The organism is Stieleria sp. JC731 (assembly GCF_020966635.1).
Taxonomy (GTDB): Bacteria; Planctomycetota; Planctomycetia; order Pirellulales; family Pirellulaceae; genus Stieleria.
Window position 1 is genome coordinate 750,798 of sequence record NZ_JAJKFQ010000011.1, and the last position, 18,676, is coordinate 769,473.

Genomic DNA, 18,676 nt, shown 5'->3' on the forward strand with positions numbered 1-18,676 from the left:
CTGTGTTGCGGCGATTGACCGATGGACTGCCCGAATAAAGTCGACTTGTCATTATGATTCTTCACATCGATATGGATGCGTTCTACGCTTCCATTGAACAACGAGACGACCCAACGTTGCGTGGGAAACCCGTTGTTGTCGGTGGTGGAGGCGGACGTGGGGTGGTTGCGGCGGCAAGCTACGAAGCTCGGGAATATGGGATTCACAGTGCGATGCCTGGTCGACGTGCCGCACAGTTGTGTCCGCACGCGGTGTTCTTGCGAGGCAGGCATGCTCACTATGCCGACGTTGGGCGACAGGTACGCGAGATCTTTTCGCGATACACTCCGTTGGTGCAACCGCTGTCTTTGGATGAAGCCTTTCTGGATGTCAGCGGAACGATGCGGTTGTTCGGTGACGCTGAAGTGATCGGGCGGAGAATCAAAAATGAAATCGCCGAGGAACTAGGGTTAACGGCTAGCGTAGGCGTCGCGCCGCGAAAGTTTATCGCCAAGATTGCCAGCGACATCGAAAAGCCCAACGGTTTTGTCGTGGTGCATGAGGACGAGATTCAAAGTTTTTTGGATCCCCTTCCTGTCGAACGTGTTTGGGGCGTCGGAAAGGTCGGTGCCAAACGTCTACATCGAATCGGCCTGAGACGAATTGAGGACATCCGCCGCTATGATGCCGACATCCTAAAAACGAAGCTTGGTTCTTGGGGGATGCATCTCTGGCGATTGGCCAATGGAATCGATGCTCGCGAAGTCGTCCCAGACCGGAATGCGAAACAGATCAGTCATGAGCGAACGTTTTCGGAGGATCAATCAGACTTTGACTTCTTGCATTCGGTTGTCTGTTTCCTCTGCGAGCAAACTGCGATGCGCCTTCGCCGGCACGATCGCAAGGCAGGATCAATCGGCCTGAAATACCGGCGAGAAGACTTTCGCACGTTTTCCAAATCCAAGGTCCTTGAAACGCCGATCGACGAAACGTCCGGGATCATCCGTGTGGCATCCGAACTTCTCGAAATGATGCGCAACACGGAACCGCGGCCGGTGCGACTAATCGGGGTCTCATTGTCATCGCTCGTTTCCAGTGATACTCCGACGCAGCTGTCACTTTTTGATGATCCCGGCCAAGCACAAGCGGAGCGAAAGGTTGATCGAGTAATTGACAAGCTCGCAGACCAACTTGGAGATCGCGGTGTTTATCGGGCAGGTAGCCACAATTGGCGTCATCGGCCAAAAACATAGCGGACGGGCTCTGTTTCCGTTTGCAGCCTCTGTATGCGCGCGTTAGCTGATCTGCGACCGCAACTCTGTTGTTTAATCCATTGCGGAAATGAAGTGGAGCGAAATAAACGCGAGGCAGAAATAGGAGGTAGCAACGAAGGGCGAACTGAAGTTGGGCTAGCTGGGGCTCACGACGGTTGTTGCGGTACCCCGGAATGGGAAGGGCTTGATCGTTGCCGATACTGTTGGATCAAATAGTTAGAATCCTACTCTTCCCAGACGAACGACTCGCACCCCCAATCTTCTCCATGACCTCGATTCATACGCTGGCAACGGACCTGGACGGAACGTTGATCCCGCTGGACGATTCAGCCCAGTTCACAGACGCACTCTCGTCTCTAAAGCAATTCGTCAACGAACGTGAAATTCAGTTGCTATACGTGAGCGGGCGGTCTTGGAATCTGGTCAGTGATGCGATCGAGCAATCCGGTTTGCCATTTCCGGATGCGGCTATTTGTGATGTCGGGACCACGATCTACGTTAGAAATGAATCGAAGTACGAAGTTTCGGACGAATATGCGGACTGCCTGCGAAGCATCTTGTCAGGTTGGCGTGCACCGCAGGTCTTGGCGGCGATCGACGAACTAGACGACGCAGTTTGGCAACAACCGGCGGATTGCCAGACTGAATTCAAGATGAGTTTCTTTTTCGAGTTAAGCCAGCAAGCACAAGTTTGCGAGAAGGTCGACGATTGGATTGCCACGAACGCGGCACCTGTTTCGACGGTTGTCAGTCGGCAAATCGAGGGGCCTCTCGGATTAATCGATGTCTTGCCGAGCGGCGTTCACAAAGGTTTCGCACTTCGTTGGTGGTTTGAAAATCATGATGCCCCGCTGTCATCCGCAGTCTACTGTGGTGATTCGGGTAATGACTCGGCCGCGATGACTTGTGGGGTCAATGGTGTCGTCGTTGGAAACGCGGACGATCACCTGTGTTCGGCCATGAAGAAAGCTCCTGATGCGAACGTCTATTTTGCCAAAGGAAAATCGACGATAGGGGTTTTCGAAGGGTTGCGCCATTTCTGTGACAGAAACTAAGTCGCGGCCGTTCAACGAACAATTCGCGGTTTGTTAGATTAGCGATCAATCCGACCGCAAGTGAATCAGGTCGCTGGCTACAATCGGCTTTTTTTACGAAAGACTAGCCGAGCGATCGGGGACTGCGAGAACCGAATAACACTGCACCGATAGCAAGGCATGTATAGCGAAACCACCGGAAGCCGCAAAACGTTGGGTGACGTTGATATCCTGTTCCATGACGGGATCTATCACTTGTTTCACCTGGTCTTGCCGAATCATGACTACATCGCTCACGCGGTAAGCAATGATTGTTTTCATTGGCGGCGAGTCGAAAATGCTCTGCACATCGGGCACCCCGGCAGTTGGGACGATTCGATGCTGTGGACGATGCACGTCACCGCCGATCCGCATCGTCCTGGTCGTTGGCGGATGTTCTATACAGGGTTGTCGCGGCGTGATCACGGTTTGAAACAGCGGATCGGGATGGCGACCAGTGACAACCTTTATGAATGGACCAAATCGAGTGTGCATTGGGTCGATCGCCGTTCGTCGCTTCCCTATGATCTACCGGGCCGTCCCCCACAGCCCTCCTACGATTTTGATCCCAACAGCAACTATCCGGTTGGGCCAGATTCTCTGTACTACGAATCGTCTGTCGACGAAGGCCGACACTGGGTTTCATGGCGTGATCCGTTTTACTACCGCGATGACGACAGAGGTTGGTTGTTGTGTGCGGGGCGTGTCAAAGACGGGCCGGTAGTCCGTCGAGGTTGTGTCGCCGTGATGGAAGAGACAAGCCCTGATGTCTTCAGCCCCCGGCCTCCGCTGCATCACCCAGGGCTCTACGATGACATCGAAGTGCCAAACTTGGTAAAGCTCTCTGGCGAATACTATCTCATCGGCAGTATTCGTGAAGACGCGAAGATTCGCTATTGGCATACGACCAACATCGGCGAGCCTTGGAAGAGTTACGATGACAATGTCTTGATGGCCTCAGGCAACTATGCCGGAAGGATTTGCCATGATGACAAAGGTGTCTTGCTCTGGTGCTTCTTCACACCAGGACGCCATGGGGCTGATCGCACAGTGCAAAATTTGATGCCGCCTCCCAAGCGACTGATCTGCGAAGAAGGCGGACGCCTTCGCGTTAGGTCGTTCGAAGGGTTTGGAAATCGAGTTCGTGGGCGTCTTTCAACAGGCCATTTGACCCCGATGAAGCCAGCTCGGCCGGGCGACGAGGCGATCTGTGATGACGGCGTCGCGACCATCAAAAGCCATAGTGGATTCCAGGCGTTCTTGTTCGAAGATGACGCCGATTGTTTCCGCTTGGCAGCGAAGTTGAAGATGGTAGACCAAGGCAAGTGTGGCTTGGTATTTCGTATCAATCGTGCAACACATGACGGATACTATTTGTCGCTTGACCTTGTAAAAGGAGTCGCCCAATTGCGATCTTGGGGGACGGGCAGTGAAAATAGCGGCGAGACGATGATGCAGTTTTCGGCCTTGCAAGGCGGGTATTGGTACAACCCTGTCGTCGGTGAAGCAAAGCTACAGTTGATTGCACACGGCAGCTACATCGAACTCACCATCGACGGCCGGGTAATCCTTTCCCTGGCAAACCAAGATTTCGATCGCGGTGCGGTCGGGATCTACGCTGAAAGCACCGAGCTTGAATTGAAAGACCTCGTGTTCGAAAGATTGGTCTCTCCAGTCCAATCGGACGAGCATTTGACGATCGGATAGTTGAACGCCAATCGCCGGTGTAAATAAGATTGGCAATGTGGCATTAAAAACCTCCCGTCATGTCAACGACGGGAGGATTTTTAATTGTCTATCTACGCTATGCGGCTATGAAGTTGACTAGCGGTTGAGCCAAAGGCCGACCGAGATCGCTATGGTAACGATCGCGAGTACGAGTAGGTACGACCACCCAACAATTGCGAATGGTGCACCGGGAGCACGTTCACCCAACGGTGCTTTTTTGTCGGAGTTGGCAACGTTGTGTTGCTTCGGGTTGGGGTTCAGCGTTGTCTTCGTTGAAGTGGCGGTTGATTCAGCCATCTTATGTTCCTCGGTATTTATTGCTGGGTGTGATCGCTGTTGCGATATTGAGCGTCTGCGAGATGCACGGTTGAGTGGTTGCCGGCGGAGATCGCTGTTTAATCCACAGTGGCATGCAGGATTTCTGCACGTTGCTGCGAAATGAGTTCGCTCGATCGAAACGCAGACGACGTGATGTTGCATTCAGCATGCCAAACCGGGGGCGGATTACCGGGTGTTGGCGCACCATCGTGCTGATATTGTTCTTTCTTATCAGCCGCTGGCGATTGGCCTGCGGTTATTGGTTTGGTGCTTGGGTCTCGGAACCGCACGCTGGCGCGTGGCGGCTGATGGTGGTGTGATCGCTTGGGTTGGTTTCTTATCAGCCGCTGTCGATTGGCCTGCGGTTTTTGGATTTGTTGCTCGGGGCTTGGAACCGCACGCTGGCGCGTGGCGGCTGATGGTGGTTGGACGTCGGGTTGGTTTCTTATCAGCCGCTGTCGATTGGCCTGCGGTTTTGGGATTTGGTGCTTGGGTCTCGGAACCGCGCGCTGGCGCGTGGCGGCTGATGGTGGTTGGACGTCGGGGTTGGTTTCTTACCAGCCGCTGGCGATTGGCCTGCGGTAGTTGGATTTGGTACTCGGGGCTTGGAACCGCACGCTGGCGCGTTGCGGCTGATGGTGGTGTGAACGTCGGGTTGGTTTCTTAACAGCCGCTGGCGATTGACTTGCGGTTGTTGGATTTGTTGCTTGGGTCTCGGAACCGCACGCTGGCGCGTGGCGGCTGATGGTGTTGGACGTCGGTTGATTTCTTATCAGCCGCTGGCGCTAGCCCGCGGTTCCCAGTTTGGTACTGCAGAAACCTGACCGCACGCTGGCGCGTGGCGGCTGGTGGTGCGGTTTTGCTCGGAAATCGTTCAGGTGGGACGGGAAACGATCACCGGGTTCGGCGTCTTGATGTCGAGAGTGTGTTTCTGGCTTCGCAGCGGCCAGCTTAGGCTTAATTCCGACCGCAACCGGATCTGAAAATCACGAACCAAACTTCGGTTCCCGTTGGCATAGTTGTTGCTTAGCTATTCAACCATCGCATGTGCGAGCCTCGGTTTCGACCATTCAAAAATCGGGCGGGTTGCTTTGCCTACTGGACCAAGCTCGATGGCAATCGCTGAGGCTCATCGCGGGCAAATGCGGTCAATACAACACGGCAAGCTAAAGATCGCCTTTGAGTTGCAGGCTCGCTCGGTCTCGAAGGCTTGGAAGTCCGGTCTGGACTTGAGGTGCCGTAGTATCAATTCGACCTGAAGATGAGCAGATAAATTATGAATCTCGAAACTCAAACAGATCTGGATAAGACGACGCTGCGGGCGGCGAACAACCTCGTTCAGGCTAATATCGATTCGGCAAAAGGCTTCGAGGAGATCGCCAGCGAAGTTTCGGACAAACAGCTTTCTGAGTTGTTCCGCAGCATTGGTGAAACGCGACGGACGCTCATCGAAGAATTGCAACAGCACATCAAGTTATCTGGCGAGACTCCACCGAGTGATGGAACTTGGCTCGCAGCGTTACATCGTTCTTGGATTGACTTGCGCTCAGCTATTTCAGGCGGCGATCCGAAGGGCATCCTAATTGAGGCGGAACGAGGTGAAGACTACATCAAGCAGGCTTACGAAGATGTAATCAAGAGAACTGCCGGCAGTGCACTGAATGCGGTTTTGCTGCGGCAGTATGAAACCGTCAAAAAGGGGCACGCCTCAATCCGTACGCTACGTGAAGCACTGGTGGAGTAATCGATGAGCAAGAAATGTATTCTATTCGTCATCGACGCGATGGCGTTCGATGTTGTACGGGACTGGTTGGCTAGCGACCGCCTACCGAATATTGCGAAGATGATAAGCCGAGGCGGATCTTTGCATCCGTGCATCTCGATTTTCCCTTCGATCACGCCAGCTGCAACATGCTCGATCGCATCGGGCTCCTATCCCAAAGACCACGGAATCGAAGGTGCATGTTGGTACGACGCGGAATCAGCGGACACAGCCTATTTTGGCGATGACCTTCGGCTTGTCCTTCAAGAAGGCATGCGTGACTATTTGATCGACTTTGGAGATCGGCTGAACTTCGAACGGCTACGTACCCCGTTGATCTACGAACAGCTACATGCTCAAGGTATCGAATCAGCGTGCTTGAACTTTATGTGGTTCCGTGGTCCTCACGTTCATCCTCGGACAACACCGCTGGGGATCCGGCTCGCCGCCGGAAAGTTGTCTGACGAAATTTGCGGGCCCAAATACATGAAGCTTGGTGACTTCGTGCATAGCCTTCCAGAAGGCGTCGGCGAGGTCGAAGGAATGGAAGCGGGCATGTTTGGAAAGTTCGGCTTTCACGACGAAACGACCGCAGCGTGTCTGAAAGCGATGGCGGAAGCGGATGAGCTGCCACCGGTGACAGTTGCGTATTTCCCGCTGAATGATAGTGATGCACATGAAGAAGGCTTGACTGCCGCTGCGTCGAAACGTCTGACAAGTTTTGATCAGCACCTTGGCGAATTGGTTGAGCTGATCGGCGGATGGGATCGTGTCGGAACAGAATTCTCGTTCATCATGGTTGGAGACCATTCGCAATCGGAGCCCCATGGCGATTCGATGAATTTGATCGAGCTGGAAAACTACCTGCAGGAATTCAAGCGAGCTGATTTTTCTACAGGGCTGGAAGACGATTCTCAGCTTTTGATTTGTCCCAATATGCGAGCCGCGGCGATCTATTTCGCCGATGATTGCCTCGATGTCCGAAGAGAGGTTGTCTATCGCGTTCTGAAAGATCCGAATGTCGATCAGATCGTCATGGAGAACCTGGAATTGGATGGGGCGAAGAAGTATGTCGTCGCGACATCCGACCGGGGCCGATTGGAGTTTTGGCGTGCCGACAGCGAACACGATGATGGCAACTGCGATATCGAAGGCTACGAGAAGGTTGACCACTTTACCGATGCACACGGGAACAAGTGGGCAATGTGCGGCGATCTAGAAGCACTCGATTATCAGGTCGATAGTGATGGTAACCTAGTCGATGGCCTTTACCCGAATGCGTGCGAGCGTATCGAAGGTGCTTTCACCAGCGGTTCATCACCTATTTGGGTCACCGCTATTCCTGGTGCCGAGTTCTCAGTGCGTGAGACAAACCAGCATCCCGGTGGAAGCCACGGTTCGCTGCACAAAGACGATTCGATCTCAGGCTTGATCGTTAGTCCCGATCTGTCGGCCAAGATGAACGATCCTGAACGCCCAATGTCACGGATCACGGACATCATGGAGTATTGTCTCCATAGCATTGGAGCGAAGCGACTTCCCAGTGACCAAGTCCCAATGAGCCATTTCTCAATCACAGAAAGCTAGTCAATGGCTTCACCTCTGCTCGGCCGCTGTACTTTTGCTCGCCGCTGTGGCAGTCGGCCACAAAGGCTGTGACCGAAATCCAACCAATCTTCCAACACTGTAAACGTCTTACTGAATTCTAAGCTCCATGCAATTTGTTTTTCTCTTTACGTTCTTAGCTGCACTTTCTGTTGGTGGGTCGCCAGTCGAAACCACGGATGCTGCGTCGACGGACGGATCGGAAACCAGCGTGCAGGAGGAGAGTCCGGTTGAAGTCGAAGCGGTGATCGCCGATGAGGCGATCGAAAATCGGTTGCGATCGATCTTCTCCGCTCGCGAACGTTTCGAAGACGTGAAGGTATCCGTCCGCAGCGGAGTTGCGACGTTGTCGGGCAGATTTGAGACTCAGGAAGATGCCGATTGGGCTGAGCGGCTTGTTGAGAGAACGAAAGGTGTTGTCGTCGTCGAAGACGAGGCTAGGATCGACAGTGAAATTGACTTCGCAGAAAACTGGACAGTCATTTCAAGCAGTCTCGGAAAACTTTGGAAAGACTTTCTGCGTCGATCACCGCTTTTGATCGCGGGTGTGATCACCCTGTTCTTGACAGTCGTGGTTTCCAAATCCGTTCAATGGGGTTTGGCTAAACTGTTCAAGCGACAGTCCAGGGTCCGAGCTAGCTTGAGAGATTTGGTCCTACAGCTAGCGACTATCGGCGTTTGGGTCGCGGGACTTTTGATTACCGCAGTGGTCGTATTCCCAGGAATGACGCCAACACGCGCCCTGACGTTACTTGGGGTTGGTTCGGTAGCGATCGGCTTCGCGTTCAAAGACATCTTCGAAAATTTCTTTGCCGGGATTTTGATTCTCTGGCGATACCCCTTCGACATGGGCGACTTTATCTCTAGCGATGATCTGACCGGACAGGTTGAAGAGATCAATATCCGCAACACCCTCATTCGACGACTGGACGGAGAGCTTTCGGTTATCCCAAACGCTGCACTGTTCAAGACAGCGGTCGATGTGTTGACGGATCGTCCTAATCGACGCGTCAGGATCATCTGTGGAGTTGCGTACGGAGAAAACGTGGACCAAGCTCGTGATGTGATTGCTGATGCCGTAAGAAGTTGTTTGACCGTCGATGGAGAACGAATGGTCGAAGTTTTCGCCAACGAGTTTGCCGACTCCAGCATCAACTTCGAGGTCGCGTGGTGGACCGGGTCGAAACCTGGAGAGGTACGCCGAAGCCGCGATGAAGTGGTCTCTGCGATCAAGTCTGCTTTGGACAGCGAAGGTATTGAGATTCCATTCCCGTATCGAACCTTGACGTTTTCAAAATCTATCCCTGTATCAATTTGGAAGGGTTCCGAAAAACAGGACGCCGATAGGGACGGTGCCAACAATCGGCAACACGTCCCTGTCGACGCGATGACATCTAGTCATCACAATGGGCATGACTAACTTGGTCACGAAGCCATCCCAGAAATCGCCCGTAGTGACTGAACAAAACCGGGGTTCGATCTGCCAGATCGCCCTCAACGAGTGACTTAACGAATGCCAACTGTACTTGTAATTGACGACGACCCTTCTGTTTTTCTTTTGACGAGGAAAGCATTGGACGGGGTCGCTGATATCGTCACCGCGGAGACTGCGGACGAAGGTCTCGAACTGATTAATCGTCACCAATTCGATGCGGTCCTGCTGGATATCATGTTGCCGGACCGAAACGGTTTGGCGGTGTATTGCGAGATCCGAGAAAAGGATCGACGGCTGCCGGTGATCTTCATGACGGTGGAGGCCGCCAGCGGAACGGCGATCGAGGCGATGCAGTTAGGTGCTTTCGACTACGTCGCAAAACCACTGTCGGTGACGGCGCTTCGGCACTTGATTTCACGTGCGATCGAACAACGAGAGTTGGCATCGGTTCCTGTCGCGATCGTCGCTGATGAAAATCTGGCAAAGGAGTCGGGCGAGCTGTTTATCGGCCGCAGTACTCCGATGCTGGAAGTGTTCAAGGCGATCGGACGGGTTAGCAAACAGAACGTTCCCGTGTTAGTGCGTGGAGAGAGCGGAACCGGTAAAGAGTTAGTTGCACGGGCGCTGTTCCAGTACAGCCACCGTGCCGATGGCCCATTTCTAGCGGTCAACTGTGCGGCGCTACCCGACACGTTGCTGGAAAGCGAGCTATTTGGGTACGAGAAGGGAGCTTTCACCGGTGCGGATTCACGACGCATCGGTAAGTTCGAGCAGTGCAACAAAGGCACGCTGTTCTTGGACGAAATTGGTGACATGGCATCGATCGTCCAAGCCAAGGTCTTGCGAGTGCTGCAGGACCAGCGGTTTGAACGCATCGGCGGCAACAACGAACTGAAGACTGACGTGCGGATCGTTGCCGCAACGAACCGGCCGCTAGAGGAGATGGTTTCCGAGTCAACTTTTCGAGAAGACCTGTTGTACCGTCTTAATGCGGTCACGATCTATCTTCCGCCGCTGCGGGAACGGCCGAGCGACATTCCGATGCTGATTCAGCACTTCTTAAGTCAAGCGAAAGTCGAGTTCAATAAGCCAGATTTGGAAGGTGCGTCTCCGGAAACGGTTGAGATGCTTAAAGGCTATTCGTGGCCTGGGAACGTTCGACAATTGCGAGCGGTCGTCCGTCGCTGCGTTCTGGACTCCGCACTTCCTGTACTTGTTCCAGAAGTCTTGCCGAAGGTCATCAAGGATGAACTTGCGGGAAGCCCAAACAAAGCAACGTCGGTAGCTGCGAACCCGGTCGATCATACGGATGCTGCCGAAGCGACCGTTGTTGATTCCGATTCGGCAGCAAGCCATCTTCCCACTGCGGCGAATTCCAACTTGTCACCATCATCGGTTCCCGCGGACTTGGGGGCACCTCAGTTCGCACCCGATGATTCAGACGCGGACGAACCGAGTGGCCTCGGTCTGCCGGCGTTGGTTGATAACTTGTTCGAAGAGAAATCGACGGACATGTATTCAGAGGTCATTGCGTATGCGGAACGCTACTTGTTATTGCGAGTGCTCCGCGAAACTGAAGGTAACCAGAGTAAGGCGGCGGCTATTCTCGGTATCACTCGAGGGAAGCTTCGGGACCGTATCGCCAGCTACGATATCCGACTCGAGAGTGGAGTAAGAATCGGTGAATGAACAACTTGCAGTAAAAGAACGGTTTGCAGGCGCGCTACAGCGTCTTGATGGCGACTTTGAACTTCTTTGTGAGATGGCAGCGGTGACGCTACCGGACTGCCCAGACGTTATTGCCAGGATTCAAAGTGAACTTGAAGATGGAGATGCGGCTAAGGCGGCCTCTTCGCTTCATAAGTTGAAAGGCATGCTGAGCACCTATGAAACGGAAGGCGTCGTCATCGAAATCCAAGAAATGCTGGCGATGGCGCGACGCGGTAGCGTTCAAGAATGCAAGTCAATGTTCGAAAAAGAGCTGCCTCGCATCAATGCGTTAACCGAAGAAATTCAAGTGCTATGCGATCAAGCGAATTCCAATTCTTGACGGTTTTGCAGATCGTTTGAGTCGAATGAATGTAGATGCGTTCTTTGCGAGCTGCATCCTGAATTAAAGTCATCGTTCCATCGGACGGTGGCTTTATCGTATTAATGCTGGTCCAGTCGTGTCGGGGTTACATCCGATCGCGACAACGTCTTCTTTGCCCGGTATTCGCAGCAGTTTCACTGCCAAGCTTCGCTATCGCGATAGCCTCGTAGTCTCTGGTTTGGCTTTCAAGATTGGCTGATTGCCCGGGTTCCTCGGCACGTTTAGTTCGATAGGACAACCTTTGGCCTAGGTCACAAGTCAAAGGTTTGAAGTGACCCGACTTTTGAATTTGGATGTCAAGTCGCGTCAATCTCCATCCTCGTCTTCTGACGAAGCTGTAACGCGTATCGAATCGAACGCGACATTGGAGACACCTAGAGCGATTCGATCCGCGGTCCAAAAATAATCTTTAACGATCCGTCGTGCGTGGGTGTTTGGTCACGCCAATTGCAGTGACGAACTCCAGAATTGGCTAGTTGAGTCTCTCCCCTTTTGAAACGGCACCCATGAGTGAGAAAGTTGCACCCACACTAAATTTCTATCTGGTCATCCTTGTTGCAATCGTCGCTGCAGTATCGCTTTGGCTGGCGTACGAAGTTCTGCTTGTTCTATTTCTCGGTTTGATTTTCGGTGTGTTTCTGAAGCACACCAGTGATGCCGTCACACGTTATCTCGGCATCTCGAATACTTGGTCGCTGGCTGTTGTCGTTGGGGCACTGTTAACGTTGATGACCATCGGCGGGCTAATTTTCTTTGTGCAGGCACAGAGCCAAGTCGATCGTATGGCTCAAACGATCGATCAAGGTGCAAAGCAGTTAATGGAGCGTGCGAAGGACTACCCCACGATTCAATCGGTTTTGGTATCCACTCCTGTTCTAAATGAGTTTGTGAACGCATCGTTCGGTGAAACGGAGGAAACAAATTCGAAGGCTGAATCGCGTGATGACAGCGATCGCCAAAAGGACTCAAGCGGGGATCCAAGCGCCGAGAAGGATCAATCCAGTGAGACTAGTCAATCGAAGGACTCGTCCGGAGATGCTGGTAGTTGGTCCTCGCCGGTGAAAAACGCGATCGGTGCGGTTAGCCAACTGTTCCAAACCACACTCGGCTTCTTAGTCAATGCACTGTTGATCTTCTTTGTCGGCATTTTTCTAGCGAGTGCCCCGAAGGTCTATCATGACGGGTTCTTGCGTCTGTTTCCCATGCGAACTCGCCACCGGGTTTCGGAGATAATGTCCAAGTCGGTGGAAACACTTTGGCGATGGACGTTGGGACGATTGGCGACGATGGCAATCACCGGTTTTGGTGCGTTTCTATTGTTGACAGTTTTGGGAATTCCCATGGCAACGACCATTGGGATTCTGACAGCGCTTTTGACATTCGTGCCGAACATTGGTGCCGCCGTCGCATTCGGTTTGTCGTTGTTGGTTGCGCTGCCTGAGGGAACCTCGCAAGCTGTGATGGTATCGATCGGCTACATCGGCCTACAGCTGTTAGAAAGCTATGTCATCACGCCTCTGATTCAACAGAAGCAAGTTGCGATGCCACCAGCTTTACTGATTTCATTCCAGGCGTTCTTAGGAGTCGCCCTGGGGTTTCTAGGTGCCGTGGTTGCTTCGCCAATGTTGGCGGTGGGTTCGGTGATTGTCAAAATGGCTTACGTCGAAGACGTCTTGGGCGACGACGGGGTTTCAAACAGTTAAAGTATCGTGTTATGGATTTGCCGTTTCGTGCCACGGCCTGTTCGATAGTCAGATGCAGGATGGCCGTGCATGTCCATGCAGATCGATTGAGTTGACGCTATAAAAACAGAGCATGCTATGAAATATGACGGACCGCTGGACACGCTCGACGATTGGGAAGACGATCTCGCACAGCGCTACCCTGCACCCGGGAAGCCAGCTGAAGAGTTTCGCGATTACAGCGAACAGACTCGGCCTGGCGTTCGAGAGTTCTATCGTCAAAACCATGCGAATCAAACGTTCGGCTTCGTCAGTCAGAAACGTGCGGAATACTTGCAGCTGAACCGTCGCAAGATGACCGTGTGGCAAGCGATGGAGTACTTGAATCAGTTGGTTGACGAAAGTGATCCGGATACCGATTTATCGCAAATCGAACACCTGATGCAGACTGCCGAAGGGATTCGCGCTGATGGACATCCTAGATGGATGATTATCACTGGCTTGATTCATGACTTAGGGAAGATCCTTTGCCTGTTCGGCGAACCCCAGTGGGCGGTCGTTGGGGATACCTTTCCAGTCGGTTGCGCTTTCTCGGATCGGATCGTGCTGTCTGAATTCTTTTCCGAAAACCCCGATTCGGAAGACGTAAGGTACAACAGCAAGTTTGGGGTCTATGAACCCAATACAGGACTCGACAATGTCCTGATGTCCTGGGGACACGATGAGTACCTGTACCACGTGGTAAAAGATTATTTGCCTGAAGAGGCGCTTTACATGATCCGCTACCACTCGTTCTACCCGCAGCATCGTGAATCGGCTTACGATCACTTGATGAGCGAACATGACCAACACATGTTCAAGTGGGTGCAGCTATTCAACCCGTATGATCTCTATACCAAAAGCGATCAACGTCCCGACGTCGAATCGTTGAAGCCCTACTACATGGAACTGATCGATGAATTCCTACCGGGTGAATTGTCGTGGTGAGCGAATCGATCGGTCTGTCGAATATTAAACGATTTGGTTGAGCGTCCGCTAAGGCAGTTGAAATAGCCGCCGAGCATTCTCGGTGGTGATTTCGGCCAGTTCTTCGGGACGAACACCACGGACTTCGGCAAGACAGCGAAGCGTATGTTCGACTCGAGCGGGTTCGTTGGGGCGTTTGCCCCGCAGTGGTTCTGGGCTCAAATAAGGGCAATCGGTTTCGACGAGCAGTCGGTTTGCTGGAATTCGCTTGGCGACGTCTCGAAGGTCATCGCTCTTTTTAAACGTGACCATTCCGGCAAAGCTAACATGCAATCCGTGGTCGAGGCATTTCGATGCGCATTCCCAATCGCCGGTGAATGAGTGCATGATGCCGGGCGGGACGGTGCTTTGGCGATCGAGTTGTTCGACGATCAGTCCGCCACTTTCTCGCATATGGATCACCATCGGCAGGGCCGTTTGTCGACACAGTTCCATGTGCCGGTCAAAATAGTCCTGTTGCATCTCCATCGGCGTGTCGTCCCAGTAGCAATCGAGTCCTGTCTCGCCGATAGCGCGAACGCCAGGGTATCCCGCCAGTTCTTCGATGATCGCGAAGTCTGCCGGATCAGCCTCGGCTGCGGAGTTGGGTTGGATTCCGACAGCGGCGTAGAGGTAGTTGGGAAATTGCGCCGCAAGCTCGCATGCCCGTTTACTGGTCGCGGCATCGATCCCAATCACCATGATCGCTTCGACACCCGCGTCTTTTGCACGATTGACGACGTCGTCAAGGTTTTCATCAAAAGCGTTGACGTTCAAATGAGCGTGTGTATCGAACAGTCGCAGTGTCATCAGGCGGAAAAAAAGAATCGAGTGAGGTGATAGAACACCGGTGCGGCGAAACAGACGCTGTCAATCTGGTCCAGCACACCCGCGTGGCCTTGGACAAGCGTCCCTGTATCGGTAACCCCGCGATCGCGTTTGATCGCGCTCATCGTCATCGCGCCACCGCAAGCCATCACGGTAACGACAGCCGCCAAGACGCCGGCTTCCCAGGGATAGAAAGGCGTTGCCCAGCACAAGGCGGCGGCGATCAAACCTGTTGTCACCATCGAACCGAGCACACCTTCCCAGGTTCGAGACCCATTGATCTTTTCGGCGATCACGTGTTTGCCGGCAAGCTTGCTCCAACCGCGTTCAAGCACGGCGGCTAACTGCGCAACAACAACCAGGAAGATCAACACGCTGACGTTGCTGCCCTTCCATGGGGCACCACCAGTACGGACCAGATCCAAATCTAATAGCGCCGGTGCGTAGCTGAGTGCGTAAACACAGATTAGCAATCCCGCTTGGATTTTCGCACTGCGTTCCAGGAACCGCTTGTAGTCACCGGCGATCGCGGCTCGCGCCGGGATGAACAGGCTCGCATAGACCGGGATCATGATGCTGTAGAGACCATAGTAATCGTTCTGAGGAACGTAACTTGGTGGGTGGCTGCCCAGAGCGACGAAGATGTATTGCAGCGGAGTGAAGAAGAAGAACACCCAAAACAGTGTCCGATGGTCACCGCGCCGGGTTGGAGTCATCGTGATGAATTCACGCAGCGCCCAAAACGAAACGAGACCGAACAGGACAACGACTCCGATCCGTTGCAATAAAAAGCCGACGACAAAGATTGCCGTCATGAGCCACCAGACCCGTAGCTTTTGATTAAACCGGGCAACAAGCGCCGCGTCGACACCCATCGTTTCTCTGCGAGCGAGCAGAAAGCCGACGAGCGACGCGATTCCCAAGGCGGTCAGAATGACCGCGATTAAAATCATCGAGCGCGTTGTCAACCAAACGCGAACGGCAGCATCGGCTACCGACGAAACATCGCCGCTTTCCGGTACTGCTGCGGTTACGCCTTGGACTAGCAGCGCTACTTTTTCGAGCATCTTGTTGCGTCTTTTTAGACCGTCGCTTTAAAAAAGGTTGGGAGCACGGTGGTTACACCGCAGCCCTATGCCTGGAGACGTTCCAGCACTGCTTCACCCATCGCTTCGGTACCGATCGAATCAGCACCACGTGATAAATCGGCGGTTCGCAATCCGTCCGCAAGCACGTTGCTGACTGCGGTTTCGATGGCGGTTGCTTCGGCTTCCAATCCCAGCGAATGACGCAGCAACATGGCTGCCGCAAGGATCGTTGCCAACGGGTTGGCGATGCCTTTACCGGCAATGTCTGGTGCGGAACCGTGGATCGGTTCGTATAGTCCAGGGCCGTCGCTGCCGAGAGAAGCGCTGGGCAACATTCCAAGTGATCCAGGCAGCATCGACGCTTCATCGGTCAAGATATCGCCAAACATGTTGCCGGTGACGACAACGTCAAAATCTTTCGGGCGATTGATCAAGTGCATCGCCATCGCGTCGACAAGCACAACGTCATATTCGACATCGGGGAATTCGGTTTCCATAACACGCGCCGCAACCTGACGCCACAATCGGCTCGGTTCCAGAACGTTCGCTTTATCAACACTGGTCAGTTTGTTGCGTCGGCCCTGGGCGGCTTTCGCTGCCAAACGGACGATTCGTTCGACTTCGCTAACCGAGTAAACCATCGACTGTGACGCCGACTCGTCAGCACCGCTGCCGGTTCGACCTGATGGGCCAAAATAGATCCCGCCGGTCAATTCACGAAGAAACAGAATGTCGGTGCCTTCGATGATCTCGCGACGCAGTGGCGATGAATCAACCAGTTGGTCGAACAATTTGATTGGACGTAGGTTCGCAAACAGACCTAGCTCTTTGCGAATCTTCAGCAAACCGGCTTCGGGACGAGTTTTCGCACTGGGGTCATCCCATTTAGGACCACCAACGGCACCCAGCAAAATGGCTTGTGCATTGCGGCAGGCATCGATCGTCGCTTGTGGCAGCGGATCGCCCGTTTCGTCGATCGCGATTCCGCCGATCAGGTGGGACGAGAACTCGAATTCGTGACCGAACAGGGAGGCAACTTTTTCTAGAACAAGGTGCGCCTGAGCGGTAATTTCTGGGCCGATGCCGTCGCCGGGCAGCAAAACGATGGACGCTTTCAAGGTGATTGCTTTAGTGCGGGAGGGGAATGGTCGATTCGTTTGACGAAAGATTCGCTACTTTAACGCAGGGCAGCGTCTTTCCCCAGTGGTGCAAAGCTCTTTGTTGCAAGTCGCCGATTCGATGCACCGTTTCAGTTTGATGGGGACCGTGCCACGTTTTTTGGACCACCAATCGGCCGCTGAGAGGTGATTCGAGGATTGCCCGGCGGTGGCAGGAATTCTTCACTGTCTCTTCGTTGTGGTGAGTGTCAGCACACAGCGGAATAATCCCTGCAACTGTCAGTGTCATTGTGACCCGGCGTGTTTCCTTCGATGCGATGGCGAAGCCGCGCGATTTGATCGCCCGAAGCTTTCCTGCGTTGCACGGTCACTTTAAACACTTCCGATCCGAACGCCGCATTCCGCTAACCGGGACTTGCCGACATCATGCTTCCTCTTGAGCCCTCGACGAAAGCGTCCTCATGGGGCCAGACGCTTGATCCGATTGTCGTCCAACCGTCCGAAGCGAGCGTCGTGTCGGTTGCCGATGCACAACTTGACCGGCACCCATCGACCCAACAGGCATCGGTTCTACATTTGGTCAATGGCGAACACTTTAGTGGTGCCGAACGGGTGCAATCGCATTTAGGGCGTTGCCTGCCCGAATGGGGAGTCAAAGCGGATTTTGTTTGTCTAAAGCCCGGCAAGTTCGCTGCTATCTTGTCTGAGCAAGGCGGACAATGGGGAAAGTGCTTCGAAGCTCCCATGGCGAATCGTTTTGATCTGCGTTGTGTATGGAAGGTCCGCAAACTGATTCACCGTGAAGGCTATCAAGTACTGCACGCACATACGCCGCGAACGGCGATGATCGCATCGATGGCCGCTCGGTTGGCAGGGATCCCTTGGGTCTATCACGTCCACAGTCCCGCCGCACGTGATTCGGCGAACCCGATCAGCAACCGAATCAATTCATTGATCGAGAACATGTCGCTGATCGGATGCAGTCACCTGATCACGGTCTCGGAAAGTTTGCGTTTGGAATGCATGCGGCAAGGCGTAAACGAAGACAACGTCACTGTTGTCCACAATGGTGTGCCCGCAATTTGCCCGCCGCGCGATCATGTACCTTCTGTCGGTGGACGATGGGTGATCGGGATGGTCGCTTTGATGCGGCCACGCAAAGGACTGGAAGTCGTCTTGGAAGCCTTAACGAAGCTTCGTGAACAAGTCGACGTCACACTACGCATCATCGGTCCGTTCGAGACGGCCGAGTACGAAGAACAAATCAACGATCAGATCGCTCATCTACAAGTATCGAGTCTGATCGAACGAGTTGGCTTTACCAACGACGTCCCTGCTGAGTTAGCGAAGCTGGACGCAATGATTCTGCCCAGTCTGTACGGTGAGGGGCTTCCGATGGTGGTCCTTGAAGCGATGGCAGCAGGATTGCCAGTGATTGCCACACGCGTCGAAGGCACACCCGAAGCGATCACCGACGGGATCGAAGGCCTATTAGCAGAGCCTCGCAACGCTGCTTCTTTGGCAGCGAAGATCGAAGACCTGGTCACCGGCAAGCATGACTGGAATCAGATGTCCGAAGCAGCACGCACCCGACACGAGAAAGACTTCTCCGATCAGTCGATGGCGAAAGGCACCGCACAGGTTTATCACAAAGTCATCGAGCAATATTCTCGTCGATAAACCATCGCG

Annotated in this window: 15 protein-coding genes; 11 read left to right on the forward strand and 4 right to left on the reverse strand. The window is 53.6% G+C overall.

Annotated features, from left to right (window positions below):
* Nucleotides 1–53: 53 nt before the first annotated feature.
* The 3 genes from LOC67_RS19680 to LOC67_RS19690 all read left to right on the forward strand — a co-directional run bounded on the left by LOC67_RS19680 (nt 54) and on the right by LOC67_RS19690 (nt 4,033).
* The gene (locus LOC67_RS19680; RefSeq protein ID WP_230264458.1) at nt 54–1,232 is read left to right on the forward strand and encodes a DNA polymerase IV; all 1,179 of its coding nucleotides are present in this window, start codon (nt 54–56) and stop codon (nt 1,230–1,232) included.
* Between the two features lie 287 nt (nt 1,233–1,519).
* On the forward strand, nt 1,520–2,308 hold the full coding sequence (locus LOC67_RS19685) for an HAD-IIB family hydrolase (RefSeq protein WP_230264459.1): 789 nt from the start codon (nt 1,520–1,522) through the stop codon (nt 2,306–2,308).
* A gap of 159 nt (nt 2,309–2,467) precedes the next feature.
* Nucleotides 2,468–4,033: a glycosyl hydrolase gene (locus LOC67_RS19690; RefSeq protein WP_230264460.1), complete on the forward strand. Its 1,566-nt coding sequence runs from the start codon at nt 2,468–2,470 to the stop codon at nt 4,031–4,033.
* A 117-nt stretch (nt 4,034–4,150) separates the two neighbouring features.
* Here LOC67_RS19690 and LOC67_RS19695 read toward each other — a convergent pair whose 3' ends face one another.
* Complete coding sequence (locus tag LOC67_RS19695) at nt 4,151–4,351, reverse strand: hypothetical protein (RefSeq protein ID WP_230264461.1); 201 nt, start codon at nt 4,349–4,351, stop codon at nt 4,151–4,153.
* A 1,297-nt stretch (nt 4,352–5,648) separates the two neighbouring features.
* On the opposite strand from LOC67_RS19695, the gene LOC67_RS19700 reads away from it, so the two are divergent.
* The 7 genes from LOC67_RS19700 to LOC67_RS19730 all read left to right on the forward strand — a co-directional run bounded on the left by LOC67_RS19700 (nt 5,649) and on the right by LOC67_RS19730 (nt 13,935).
* A complete protein-coding gene (locus LOC67_RS19700; RefSeq protein ID WP_230264462.1) occupies nt 5,649–6,116 on the forward strand; it encodes a PA2169 family four-helix-bundle protein in 468 nt (155 codons plus the stop codon).
* 3 nt (nt 6,117–6,119) lie between these two features.
* Entirely contained in the window at nt 6,120–7,721 is a 1,602-nt protein-coding gene (locus tag LOC67_RS19705) for an alkaline phosphatase family protein (protein WP_230264463.1), read from the forward strand.
* Nucleotides 7,722–7,848: 127 nt separating this feature from the next.
* Complete coding sequence (locus LOC67_RS19710) at nt 7,849–9,159, forward strand: mechanosensitive ion channel family protein (RefSeq protein WP_230264464.1); 1,311 nt, start codon at nt 7,849–7,851, stop codon at nt 9,157–9,159.
* A gap of 93 nt (nt 9,160–9,252) precedes the next feature.
* Nucleotides 9,253–10,863 carry a sigma-54-dependent transcriptional regulator gene (locus LOC67_RS19715; RefSeq protein ID WP_230264465.1) on the forward strand — a complete coding sequence of 537 codons (1,611 nt, stop codon included), beginning with the start codon at nt 9,253–9,255 and terminating at the stop codon, nt 10,861–10,863.
* Nucleotides 10,856–11,224 carry an Hpt domain-containing protein gene (locus tag LOC67_RS19720; protein ID WP_230264466.1) on the forward strand — a complete coding sequence of 123 codons (369 nt, stop codon included), beginning with the start codon at nt 10,856–10,858 and terminating at the stop codon, nt 11,222–11,224. Before LOC67_RS19715 ends, LOC67_RS19720 begins: the two co-directional genes overlap by 8 nt.
* A 548-nt stretch (nt 11,225–11,772) precedes the next feature.
* Nucleotides 11,773–12,969 carry an AI-2E family transporter gene (locus LOC67_RS19725; protein ID WP_230264467.1) on the forward strand — a complete coding sequence of 399 codons (1,197 nt, stop codon included), beginning with the start codon at nt 11,773–11,775 and terminating at the stop codon, nt 12,967–12,969.
* A 117-nt stretch (nt 12,970–13,086) separates the two neighbouring features.
* Complete coding sequence (locus tag LOC67_RS19730) at nt 13,087–13,935, forward strand: inositol oxygenase (RefSeq protein WP_230264468.1); 849 nt, start codon at nt 13,087–13,089, stop codon at nt 13,933–13,935.
* A 48-nt stretch (nt 13,936–13,983) separates the two neighbouring features.
* On the opposite strand, the gene LOC67_RS19735 is transcribed toward LOC67_RS19730, so the two are convergent.
* From LOC67_RS19735 to leuB, 3 genes are all read right to left on the reverse strand, one after another.
* On the reverse strand, nt 13,984–14,763 hold the full coding sequence (locus tag LOC67_RS19735) for a TatD family hydrolase (protein WP_230264469.1): 780 nt from the start codon (nt 14,761–14,763) through the stop codon (nt 13,984–13,986).
* Nucleotides 14,763–15,848: a phosphatidate cytidylyltransferase gene (locus LOC67_RS19740; RefSeq protein ID WP_230264470.1), complete on the reverse strand. Its 1,086-nt coding sequence runs from the start codon at nt 15,846–15,848 to the stop codon at nt 14,763–14,765. Before LOC67_RS19740 ends, LOC67_RS19735 begins: the two co-directional genes overlap by 1 nt.
* A 65-nt stretch (nt 15,849–15,913) precedes the next feature.
* The gene (gene leuB / locus LOC67_RS19745; protein WP_230264471.1) at nt 15,914–16,987 is read right to left on the reverse strand and encodes a 3-isopropylmalate dehydrogenase; all 1,074 of its coding nucleotides are present in this window, start codon (nt 16,985–16,987) and stop codon (nt 15,914–15,916) included.
* 426 nt (nt 16,988–17,413) lie between these two features.
* On the opposite strand from leuB, the gene LOC67_RS19750 reads away from it, so the two are divergent.
* On the forward strand, nt 17,414–18,667 hold the full coding sequence (locus LOC67_RS19750; RefSeq protein WP_230264472.1) for a glycosyltransferase family 4 protein: 1,254 nt from the start codon (nt 17,414–17,416) through the stop codon (nt 18,665–18,667).
* Nucleotides 18,668–18,676 lie beyond the last annotated feature (9 nt).

Excerpts from the sequence above, each read along its gene's own strand:
- LOC67_RS19715 (WP_230264465.1), top strand. The coding sequence starts at position 9,253 with ATGCCAACTGTACTTGTAATTGACGACGACCCTTCTGTTTTTCTTTTG.
- LOC67_RS19710 (WP_230264464.1), top strand. The coding sequence starts at position 7,849 with ATGCAATTTGTTTTTCTCTTTACGTTCTTAGCTGCACTTTCTGTTGGT.
- LOC67_RS19740 (WP_230264470.1), bottom strand. The coding sequence starts at position 15,848 with ATGCTCGAAAAAGTAGCGCTGCTAGTCCAAGGCGTAACCGCAGCAGTA.
- LOC67_RS19690 (WP_230264460.1), top strand. The coding sequence starts at position 2,468 with ATGTATAGCGAAACCACCGGAAGCCGCAAAACGTTGGGTGACGTTGAT.
- LOC67_RS19700 (WP_230264462.1), top strand. The coding sequence starts at position 5,649 with ATGAATCTCGAAACTCAAACAGATCTGGATAAGACGACGCTGCGGGCG.
- LOC67_RS19685 (WP_230264459.1), top strand. The coding sequence starts at position 1,520 with ATGACCTCGATTCATACGCTGGCAACGGACCTGGACGGAACGTTGATC.
- LOC67_RS19750 (WP_230264472.1), top strand. The coding sequence starts at position 17,414 with ATGCTTCCTCTTGAGCCCTCGACGAAAGCGTCCTCATGGGGCCAGACG.
- LOC67_RS19725 (WP_230264467.1), top strand. The coding sequence starts at position 11,773 with ATGAGTGAGAAAGTTGCACCCACACTAAATTTCTATCTGGTCATCCTT.
- LOC67_RS19705 (WP_230264463.1), top strand. The coding sequence starts at position 6,120 with ATGAGCAAGAAATGTATTCTATTCGTCATCGACGCGATGGCGTTCGAT.
- LOC67_RS19730 (WP_230264468.1), top strand. The coding sequence starts at position 13,087 with ATGAAATATGACGGACCGCTGGACACGCTCGACGATTGGGAAGACGAT.
- LOC67_RS19695 (WP_230264461.1), bottom strand. The coding sequence starts at position 4,351 with ATGGCTGAATCAACCGCCACTTCAACGAAGACAACGCTGAACCCCAAC.
- LOC67_RS19735 (WP_230264469.1), bottom strand. The coding sequence starts at position 14,763 with ATGACACTGCGACTGTTCGATACACACGCTCATTTGAACGTCAACGCT.
- LOC67_RS19680 (WP_230264458.1), top strand. The coding sequence starts at position 54 with ATGATTCTTCACATCGATATGGATGCGTTCTACGCTTCCATTGAACAA.